This is a genomic window from Pseudomonas sp. (assembly GCF_050739655.1).
Taxonomy (GTDB): Bacteria; Pseudomonadota; Gammaproteobacteria; order Pseudomonadales; family Pseudomonadaceae; genus Aquipseudomonas.
Genome location: NZ_JBOIBY010000160.1, coordinates 1 through 9,181, shown reverse-complemented (window position 1 = coordinate 9,181; position 9,181 = coordinate 1). Strand labels below are relative to the sequence as shown.

Below are 9,181 nucleotides of genomic sequence, written 5' to 3'. Positions count from 1 at the left end.
CGACGATAGAGATTCAGCAGTACTAGTGAATACTCCATGACCACCACCCCACTCCCCTGCTACCACTGCGCCCTGCCCGTCCCCGCCAGCAGCCGTTTCACCGCGGCGGTCCTTGGGCAAACCCGCGAATTCTGCTGCCCGGGGTGCCAGGCGGTGGCCGAAGCGATTGTGGCGGGTGGCCTGGAAAGCTATTACCAGCATCGCAGCGAGGCCTCGGCCAACCCCGAAGCACTGCCAGTGCAATTGGTCGACGAACTGGCGCTGTACGACCGTGCCGATGTGCAACAACCCTTTGTCCGCCACGAAGGCGAACTGGCCGAAACCACCCTGCTGATGGAAGGCATCAGCTGCGCCGCCTGCGGCTGGCTGATCGAGAAACACCTGCGCGCCATGCCGGCAGTCGCCGAAGCACGATTGAATCTGTCGAACCATCGCCTGCACGTGCGCTGGGCCGACGGGCAATTGCCACTGAGCAAGGTACTCAGCGAACTGCGCCACATTGGCTATGCCGCCCACCCTTATCAAGCCGACCGCGCCAGCGAGCAACTGGCCAGCGAGAATCGACTGGCCCTGCGTCAGCTCGGGGTCGCCGGCCTGCTGTGGTTCCAGGCGATGATGGCGACCATGGCCACCTGGCCGGAATTCAACATCGACCTCAGCCCCGAACTGCACACCATCCTGCGCTGGGTCGCGCTGTTCCTCACCACGCCGATCGTGTTCTACAGCTGCGCGCCGTTTTTCAAAGGCGCCATGCGCGACCTGCGCACCCGTCACCTGACGATGGACGTTTCGGTGTCGCTGGCGATCGGTAGTGCCTACATCGCCGGGATCTGGACCTCGATCACCGGTGTCGGCGAGCTGTATTTCGATGCGGTCGGTATGTTCGCCCTGTTCCTGTTGGCCGGGCGTTATCTGGAACGCCGCGCTCGGGAACGCACGGCCGCCGCTACCGCGCAATTGGTGAACCTGTTGCCGGCCTCCTGCCTGCGCCTGAGCGCCGACGGCCAGAGCGAGCGCATCCTGCTCAATGAGCTGCGGGTGGGCGATCAGGTGCTGGTGCATCCGGGCGCGGTCCTTCCGGCTGATGGCAAGATTCTCGACGGACAATCAAGCATCGACGAATCACTGCTGACCGGCGAATACCTGCCGCAACCTCGCACCCCAGGTGACACCGTCACCGCCGGCACCCTGAATGTCGAGGGCGCGCTGACCGTGCAAGTCCAGGCGCTTGGCCAGGACACCCGACTCTCCGCCATCGTCCGCCTGCTGGATCGCGCGCAGGCGGAAAAACCTCGACTGGCGGAAATCGCCGACCGCGCCTCGCAATGGTTCCTGTTGCTGACACTGATCGCTTCCGCCTGCATTGGCATGTTGTGGTGGGAGCTGGACTCATCCCGGGCGTTCTGGATTGTCCTGGCGATGCTGGTCGCGACCTGCCCATGCGCCCTCTCCCTGGCAACACCGACCGCACTTACGGCCGCCACCGGTACCCTGCATAAACTCGGTTTATTGCTGACGCGCGGCCATGTACTCGAAGGTCTGAACCAGATCGATACGGTGATTTTCGACAAGACCGGTACCCTGACCGAAGGGCGACTGGTGCTGCGCTCGATCCGCCCCCTCGGCACACTCGACAACGATCAATGCCTGAGCCTCGCCGCCGCTTTGGAAAACCGCTCCGAACACCCGATCGCCCGCGCCTTCGGTCGCGCGCCATTGGCCGCCGAAGAGGTGCACAGCTCGCCCGGCCTGGGCCTTGAAGGAGTGGTCGGCGAGCAGCGCCTGCGTATCGGTCATCCCGGCTTTGTCTGCGAACTCAGCGGCGCCGTTGAACCCACGATGCCGGATGAAGCCGGGCAATGGCTGCTGCTCGGCGATCATCAGGGACCGCTAGCCTGGTTCGTGCTCGACGACCGTTTGCGCGCCGATGCCCCGGCGCTGCTGGCCGCCTGCAAGGCCCGCGGCTGGCGCACGTTGTTGCTGTCCGGCGACAGTTCGCCCATGGTCGCCAGTGTCGCGGCCGAGCTCGGCATCGATGAAGCACGGGGCGGCTTGCGTCCGGACGACAAACTGCAAGTCCTGCAACAACTGCACAAAGAAGGCCGCAAGGTGTTGATGCTCGGTGACGGCGTCAACGATGTGCCGGTACTCGCCGCCGCTGACATCAGCGTAGCCATGGGTTCGGCCACTGACCTTGCAAAAACCAGCGCCGACGCCGTGCTGCTGTCCAATCGCCTGGACGCGCTGGTAGAGGCGTTCAGCCTGGCCCGGCGCACCCGTCGGGTCATCATCGAGAACCTGCTGTGGGCAGGGCTGTACAATGGCCTCATGTTGCCGTTCGCTGCCCTCGGCTGGATCACGCCAGTGTGGGCCGCGGTGGGCATGTCCATCAGCTCGTTGACCGTGGTGCTCAATGCCCTGCGCCTGACTCGCCTGCCGAGCGCGCCGGCGGCGGGCACCACGCCAGAAACCCGACCGCTGCCGGCTTGAGCCGCGCGGGCATGGAGTCCAGATGCCAGCTCTTTATGTGATGATCCCGGCCGCACTGCTGATCGTGGCCATCGCCGTCTACATTTTCTTCTGGGCGGTCGACAGCGGTCAGTACGACGACCTCGACGGTCCGGCCCACAGCATCCTGTTCGACGATCAGGACCCGAACCACACCGCCGCCGTCGACGAAGCCAGCGGCCAGCCGGCCAAACCCGACGAAAAGGCACCGCCCCATGCTTGAGTTGGCGCCATTGCTGGTGTCTGCGCTGATTCTCGGTCTGCTCGGTGGCGGTCATTGCCTGGGCATGTGCGGCGGTTTGATGGGCGCGCTGACCCTGGCGATTCCCAAGGAACAACGCAGTCGCCGCTTCCGACTGCTGCTGGCCTACAACCTGGGGCGAATTCTCAGCTATGCCACCGCTGGCCTGTTGATCGGCCTGGCCGGCTGGGCGGTTGCCAACAGCCCGGCGGCCATGTTCATGCGCATTCTCGCCGGGCTGTTGCTGATCGCCATGGGCCTGTACCTCGCCGGCTGGTGGAGCGGCCTGACACGTATCGAAAGCCTTGGTCGCGGCCTCTGGCGGCATATACAGCCGGTCGCCAACAAACTGCTGCCAGTGTCGAGCGTTCCGCGCGCACTGCTGTTGGGCGCGCTCTGGGGTTGGTTGCCGTGCGGCCTGGTCTACAGCACCCTGCTGTGGTCGGCCAGCCAGGGCAATGCGCTTGATAGCGCATTGCTGATGCTGGCGTTTGGTGTTGGCACCTGGCCCGTCTTGCTTGCCACGGGACTTGCAGCCGAACGGGTGACGGCGTTGTTGCGCAAACGTAGCGTGCGGATGGCCGGTGGTTTATTGGTGATACTGTTTGGCATCTGGACATTGCCGGGGCCGCATCAGCATTGGCTCATGGGGCATTGAATCGGCGGTGGCCCCATCGCGGGCAAGCCCGCTCCCACAGTGTCCGTGTCGTTCACAAATGTCATGTGCACCGAAAATTCCTGTGGGAGCGGGCTTGCCCGCGATGAGGCCTGCACTGCCAACACAAATCCCGATCCTTGATGCAAATCAAGATGCCCCAAAGCCCCCACCCCTAGACTGGTCAACACTGCCAGCCTATCCGGGAGAATGCCCGCATGATGCTCGACTCCATTCATTGGGACACCGACCTGATCCGCCGTTATGATCTGGCGGGACCGCGCTACACCTCTTATCCAACCGCGGTGCAATTCAATAGCCAGATCGGCACCTTCGACCTGTTCCATGCCCTGCGTGACAGCCGCAAGGCCCTGCGCCCGCTGTCGCTGTATGTGCATGTGCCGTTCTGCGCGAACATTTGTTACTACTGCGCCTGCAACAAAGTCATCACCAAGGATCGCGGCCGGGCACAGCCTTATTTGCAGCGCCTGGAACAGGAAATCCAGCTGATCGCCTGCCATCTCGACCCCGCGCAAAAAGTCGAGCAATTGCACTTTGGTGGTGGCACGCCGACGTTTCTCAGCCATGACGAACTGCGTCAGTTGATGGCGCACCTGCGCAAACACTTCAATTTGCTCGATGACGACTCTGGCGACTACGGCATCGAAATCGACCCCCGCGAAGCCGACTGGTCGACCATGGGCCTGTTGCGCGAACTGGGCTTCAATCGGGTCAGCATCGGCCTGCAAGACCTCGACCCCGCCGTGCAGCGTGCGGTCAATCGTTTGCAAAGCCTGGAGGAAACCCGGGCGGTCATCGATGCTGCGCGCACCTTGCAGTTTCGCTCGATCAACATCGACCTGATCTACGGCTTGCCAAAACAGACGCCGGACAATTTCGCCCGCACCGTCGAAGAAGTGATCAAACTGCAACCGGACCGGCTCTCGGTGTTCAACTACGCACACCTGCCGGAACGGTTCATGCCGCAACGGCGGATCAACAGCAATGAGCTGCCGACGCCTGCGCAAAAACTGGAAATGCTCCAGCGCACCATCGAACAACTGACCGCCGCCGGTTACCGCTACATCGGCATGGATCACTTCGCCCTGCCCGACGATGAACTGGCGATTGCCCAGGAGGAATCGACACTGCAACGCAATTTCCAGGGATACACCACCCACGGGCACTGCGATTTGATCGGGCTCGGCGTATCGGCGATCAGCCAGATCGGCGACTTGTACTGCCAAAACAGCAGCGATTTGAATCAGTACCAGAACGCATTGGCATCCGCGCAGCTGGCCACCAGCCGTGGCCTGCTGTGCAACGCCGATGATCGCCTGCGCCGCGCGGTCATTGCGCAACTGATCTGCCATTTCAGCCTGGATTTCGCGCAGATCGAACAGCGCTTCAACATCGATTTCCAGGGCTATTTCGGCGAGCTGTGGCCGCAGCTGCAGAGCATGGCCAAGGATGGCTTGATCGAGTTGGATAGCGAGCGAATCAACGTACTGCCTGCCGGGCGCTTGCTGGTGCGTTCGGTCTGCATGGTGTTCGACGCGTACCTGGAACAACAGGGTCGCCAACGGTTTTCCCGGGTGATCTAGAGCACTGCGACAAATCCGCCACACACTGGCTTCAATGTCCTTGGGTGAGTTACCCTTACGTCTTATGTGTGAATTCCCACAAGGATTGAAGAAATGTCCGAGCCAGTAAAACTGCGCACTCATAATCAGGCCCATTGCAAGGATTGCAGCCTGGCCCCGCTGTGCTTGCCACTTTCACTGAATCTGGAAGACATGGATGCGCTGGACGAAATCGTCAAACGTGGCCGCCCACTGAAAAAAGGCGAGTTTCTGTTCCGCCAGGGCGACACCTTCGATTCCGTATACGCGGTACGTTCCGGCGCGCTCAAGACCTTCAACCTGAGCGATGCCGGCGAAGAACAACTCACCGGCTTTCACCTGCCCAGCGAACTGGTCGGCCTGTCGGGCATGGACACCGAAAAACATCCGGTGTCGGCCCAGGCGCTGGAAACCACTTCAGTCTGTGAAATCCCTTTCGAACGCCTCGACGAACTGGCCCTGCAACTGCCGCAACTGCGTCGTCAATTGATGCGAGTGATGAGCCGCGAGATCCGTGACGATCAACAGATGATGTTGCTGCTGTCGAAAAAGACCGCCGACGAGCGTATCGCCACTTTCCTGGTCAACCTGTCGGCACGTTTCCGCGCCCGGGGCTTCTCGGCCAACCAGTTCCGCCTGAGCATGTCGCGCAACGAAATCGGTAACTACCTGGGCCTGGCAGTAGAAACCGTGTCCCGAGTCTTCACGCGCTTCCAGCAAAACGAACTGATCGCTGCCGAAGGCAAGGAAATCCGCATTCTCGATCCGATCCAGCTGTGCGCCCTGGCCGGTGGTTCGGTGGAAAGCTGAAACAAGCTGTTGCGGCTGAGCGAAACCGTTCGGCCGCCGTTATACTGCGTCGTTTGCAGCCCCTCCAGGACACCACGACGATGGTCTTCGACTCCTTCGACATCAAATCCCTCATCCGCCCTGTGATCGACTTTCCCAAGCCGGGCGTGATCTTTCGCGACATCACCCCGTTGTTCCAGTCGCCCACCGCGCTGCGTCTGGTGATGGACAGCTTCGCCCACCGTTACGTCGAAGCCGACTTCACTCACATCGGCGCGATGGACGCCCGTGGCTTCCTGATCGGTTCGGTGCTGGCTTATCAACTGAACAAACCACTGGTGCTGTTCCGCAAGCAGGGCAAATTGCCTGCCGACGTGCTGGCCGAAGGTTATGCGACCGAATATGGCGAAGCCTTCCTGGAAGTGCATGCCGATAGCTTGTGCGAAGGTGATTCGGTGGTGATGTTCGATGACCTGATCGCCACCGGCGGCACCCTGATTGCCGCAGCGAACCTGATTCGCCGCATGGGGGCGCGGGTCCATGAAGCCGCAGCCATCATCGACCTGCCGGAACTGGGTGGTTCGCAGCGCCTGGAAGACATGGGCATCCCGACGTTCTGCCTGACGCAGTTTGCGTTGTCTGAGCAGTAAGCGTCGTCTGCCAAATCGCCATCGCTAGCAGGCTAGCTCCCACAGAGGTTTTGTGTACACCGCAAAGCCCCTGTGGGAGCTAGCCTGCTAGCGATAGCGTCAGCCGCAACACCAAAAATTTCAAAGCCCCATCTGCTTACTGATGATCTCGTTCATCACTTCCCGCGTCCCGCCACCAATCGACAAAATCCGGTTATCCCGATACAACCGCTCCACCAGGCTTTCGCGCATGTAACCCAGCCCACCGAGAATCTGCACCGCATCCGTGGTAATCCGGTCCGCCGTATCGGTAGCAAAGTTCTTGGCCATGGAAATTTCCTTGATCACGCTCTGCCCCGCCGCCATTTTCGCGGCCTGGCGGTAGGTGAATTCCCGCGAAACTTCCAGTTCGGTGGCCATCTCGGCGAGTCGGTGCTTGATCACCTGAAACTTGCCGATGGGTTTGCCGAAGGCTTCGCGCTCTCTCGCCCATTTCAGGCTTTCTTCCAGCGCCAGTTGCGCGGTCATGTTGGCCATCAATGCCAACGCCAGTCGCTCGCTCTGGAAGTTGCCCATGATGCAGGCAAAGCCCATGTTCTCTCCGCCGATCAGATTACCCACAGGCACCCGGCAATCGTCGAAGAACAACTCAGCCGTGTCCGACGCCCACCAGCCCATTTTCTTCAGCTGACGCCCCACAGTGAAGCCGGGAGTGCCCTTCTCGATCAACAACAGGCTGATGCCAGCGAATCCGGGCTCACCCGTGCGCACCGCGACGGTGTAGTAATCCGCGCGCATACCACTGGTGATAAAGGTTTTACTGCCGCTGACCCGGTAAAAATCGCCATCGCGCACAGCGTGGGTTTGCAGGTTCGCGACGTCGGAGCCGCCACCGGGTTCGGTAACCGCCAAGGCACTGATCTTTTCACCGGCCAATACTTGCGGCACCACTCCCTCACGGACCTGGGGCCTGGCCCACTTGAGGATCGGCGGCAAGCCGATGTCCAGCGACCCGAGCCCCGCCACCAGGCCACCGGAGCCACAGCGCATCAGTTCTTCGCTGGCGGCGACCTTGGCGAACAGGTCACCTTCGTGGCTGCCACCGAGGCTTTCCGGGTAACCGATACCAAGAATCCCCGCCGCGCCAGCCTTTAGGTAGAGCTCACGGGGAAAGCTTTCGGCTTCTTCCCACTGGTCGATGTCAGGAAGGATCTCGCGCTCGACGAAACGCCTGACGCTGTCGCGGACCAATTGGTGGCTGGGATCGAAGTATTCCTGAAAGGCAGGCATCGGCGAACTCCACTGAAGGGTTCAGCGAAGTTAACCGAGCGCTTGCTTGGTTTTCAACAGAAAAGAGGAAAGATCAAAAGATCGCAGCCTTCGGCAGCTCCTACAGTGGAATGCGATCCATGTAGGAGCTGCCGAAGGCTGCGATCTTTTGCTTTTGTTACAACGAAATCGGCTTACGCCCGGCAAACGAATGCGCCAGCGTCCCGCCATCCACCAACTCCAGCTCGCCACCCAGCGGCACGCCATGGGCGATACGCGAAGCGATCAGGCCCTTGCTGCTGAGCAATTGAGCGATGTAATGCGCTGTCGCTTCCCCTTCCACGGTCGGGTTGGTGGCGAGGATGACTTCAGTGAACGTGCCGGCCTCTTCGATCCGCGCCATCAACTGCGGAATGCCGATGGCTTCCGGCCCGAGGCCGTCGAGGGGCGACAGGTGCCCCTTGAGTACGAAATAACGACCCCGGTACCCGGTCTGCTCCACGGCGTAGACATCCATCGGCCCTTCCACGACGCACAGCAGCGTGTCGTCGCGTCGGTTGTCGGCGCATTGCGGGCAGAGGTCATCTTCGGTCAGCGTGCGGCATAAACGGCAGTGACCAACCCCGTCCATGGCCTGGCTCAGGGCCAGCGCCAGTCGCGAGCCGCCACTGCGATCACGTTCGAGCAACTGCAACGCCATGCGCTGGGCGGTTTTCTGACCCACGCCGGGCAAAATTCGCAGGGCGTCGATCAGTTGGCGAATCAAAGGGCTGAAGCTCATGGTGGAAAAGTCCGACAAAACAACGAGACGCGGTTTATACCCGCGCCTCGGTTGAGCGTCAAATTGCAGCGTCAATAACTCAGTCCCGGGAAACCCGAACCACCAGTTTGCCGAAATTGCGCCCTTCCAGCATGCCGATGAACGCGTCGGGAGCCTGCTCCAGGCCATTGACCACATCTTCGCGGAATTTCACCTTGCCATCGCGTACCCAGGGCGCCATGGCACTGAGGAATTCCGGCTGGCGATCACCGTAGTCATCGAACACGATGAAGCCCTGGATGCGCACCCGCTTGGTCAACAGGGTGCGCTGCAACAGTGGCAGGCGATCCGGCCCGCTCGGCGCTTCATAAGCGTTATAGGAGGCGATCAGGCCACAGAGTGGAATCCGCGCCTTGGGATTGAGCAACGGCACCACGGCGTCGAACACTTTGCCGCCGACGTTTTCATAATAAATGTCGATGCCTTTGGGACAGGCGTGTGCCAGTTCTTCAGCAAAATCGGGGCTCTTGTGGTCGATGCAGGCGTCGAAACCCAATTCGTCGACCACATACCGGCACTTGTGCGCACCGCCGGCCACTCCGACCACACGCAGCACCTTGATTTTCGCCTACTGGCCGACCACCGACGCCACCGCGCCGGACGCCTCTGCAACCACGAGGGTCTCGCCGGCCTTGGGCTGGCCGATGT

8 protein-coding genes and 1 pseudogene are annotated in these 9,181 nt (G+C 61.3%); 6 read left to right on the top strand and 3 right to left on the bottom strand.

Annotated features, from left to right (window positions below; genetic code table 11):
* Nucleotides 1-36: 36 nt before the first annotated feature.
* The 6 genes from ACRESJ_RS07665 to ACRESJ_RS07640 all read left to right on the top strand — a co-directional run bounded on the left by ACRESJ_RS07665 (nucleotide 37) and on the right by ACRESJ_RS07640 (nucleotide 6,465).
* Complete coding sequence (locus tag ACRESJ_RS07665) at nucleotides 37-2,490, top strand: heavy metal translocating P-type ATPase (RefSeq protein WP_431757363.1); 2,454 nt, start codon at nucleotides 37-39, stop codon at nucleotides 2,488-2,490.
* A gap of 22 nt (nucleotides 2,491-2,512) precedes the next feature.
* A complete protein-coding gene (gene ccoS, locus ACRESJ_RS07660) occupies nucleotides 2,513-2,731 on the top strand; it encodes a cbb3-type cytochrome oxidase assembly protein CcoS (protein WP_431757362.1) in 219 nt (72 codons plus the stop codon).
* On the top strand, nucleotides 2,724-3,407 hold the full coding sequence (locus ACRESJ_RS07655) for a sulfite exporter TauE/SafE family protein (RefSeq protein WP_431757361.1): 684 nt from the start codon (nucleotides 2,724-2,726) through the stop codon (nucleotides 3,405-3,407). Before ccoS ends, ACRESJ_RS07655 begins: the two co-directional genes overlap by 8 nt.
* 218 nt (nucleotides 3,408-3,625) lie before the next feature.
* The gene (gene hemN / locus ACRESJ_RS07650; RefSeq protein WP_431757364.1) at nucleotides 3,626-5,008 is read left to right on the top strand and encodes an oxygen-independent coproporphyrinogen III oxidase; all 1,383 of its coding nucleotides are present in this window, start codon (nucleotides 3,626-3,628) and stop codon (nucleotides 5,006-5,008) included.
* A gap of 93 nt (nucleotides 5,009-5,101) precedes the next feature.
* Nucleotides 5,102-5,836, top strand: coding sequence for a fumarate/nitrate reduction transcriptional regulator Fnr (gene fnr / locus ACRESJ_RS07645; protein ID WP_431757360.1), 735 nt, complete (start codon nucleotides 5,102-5,104; stop codon nucleotides 5,834-5,836).
* Between the two features lie 80 nt (nucleotides 5,837-5,916).
* Nucleotides 5,917-6,465: an adenine phosphoribosyltransferase gene (locus tag ACRESJ_RS07640; protein ID WP_123403319.1), complete on the top strand. Its 549-nt coding sequence runs from the start codon at nucleotides 5,917-5,919 to the stop codon at nucleotides 6,463-6,465.
* 120 nt (nucleotides 6,466-6,585) lie between these two features.
* On the opposite strand, the gene ACRESJ_RS07635 is transcribed toward ACRESJ_RS07640, so the two are convergent.
* From ACRESJ_RS07635 to ACRESJ_RS07625, 3 genes and pseudogenes are all read right to left on the bottom strand, one after another.
* A complete protein-coding gene (locus ACRESJ_RS07635; protein ID WP_431757359.1) occupies nucleotides 6,586-7,734 on the bottom strand; it encodes an acyl-CoA dehydrogenase family protein in 1,149 nt (382 codons plus the stop codon).
* Between the two features lie 157 nt (nucleotides 7,735-7,891).
* Nucleotides 7,892-8,494, bottom strand: a complete 603-nt coding sequence (gene recR, locus ACRESJ_RS07630) for a recombination mediator RecR (RefSeq protein ID WP_431757358.1) — start codon at nucleotides 8,492-8,494, stop codon at nucleotides 7,892-7,894.
* Between the two features lie 79 nt (nucleotides 8,495-8,573).
* Nucleotides 8,574-9,181 (bottom strand): annotated as a pseudogene (locus ACRESJ_RS07625) (zinc-binding dehydrogenase); the annotation flags it as partial.

Excerpts from the sequence above, each read along its gene's own strand:
- ACRESJ_RS07665 (WP_431757363.1), top strand. The coding sequence starts at position 37 with ATGACCACCACCCCACTCCCCTGCTACCACTGCGCCCTGCCCGTCCCC.
- ccoS (WP_431757362.1), top strand. The coding sequence starts at position 2,513 with ATGCCAGCTCTTTATGTGATGATCCCGGCCGCACTGCTGATCGTGGCC.
- ACRESJ_RS07655 (WP_431757361.1), top strand. The coding sequence starts at position 2,724 with ATGCTTGAGTTGGCGCCATTGCTGGTGTCTGCGCTGATTCTCGGTCTG.
- hemN (WP_431757364.1), top strand. The coding sequence starts at position 3,626 with ATGCTCGACTCCATTCATTGGGACACCGACCTGATCCGCCGTTATGAT.
- fnr (WP_431757360.1), top strand. The coding sequence starts at position 5,102 with ATGTCCGAGCCAGTAAAACTGCGCACTCATAATCAGGCCCATTGCAAG.
- ACRESJ_RS07640 (WP_123403319.1), top strand. The coding sequence starts at position 5,917 with ATGGTCTTCGACTCCTTCGACATCAAATCCCTCATCCGCCCTGTGATC.
- ACRESJ_RS07635 (WP_431757359.1), bottom strand. The coding sequence starts at position 7,734 with ATGCCTGCCTTTCAGGAATACTTCGATCCCAGCCACCAATTGGTCCGC.
- recR (WP_431757358.1), bottom strand. The coding sequence starts at position 8,494 with ATGAGCTTCAGCCCTTTGATTCGCCAACTGATCGACGCCCTGCGAATT.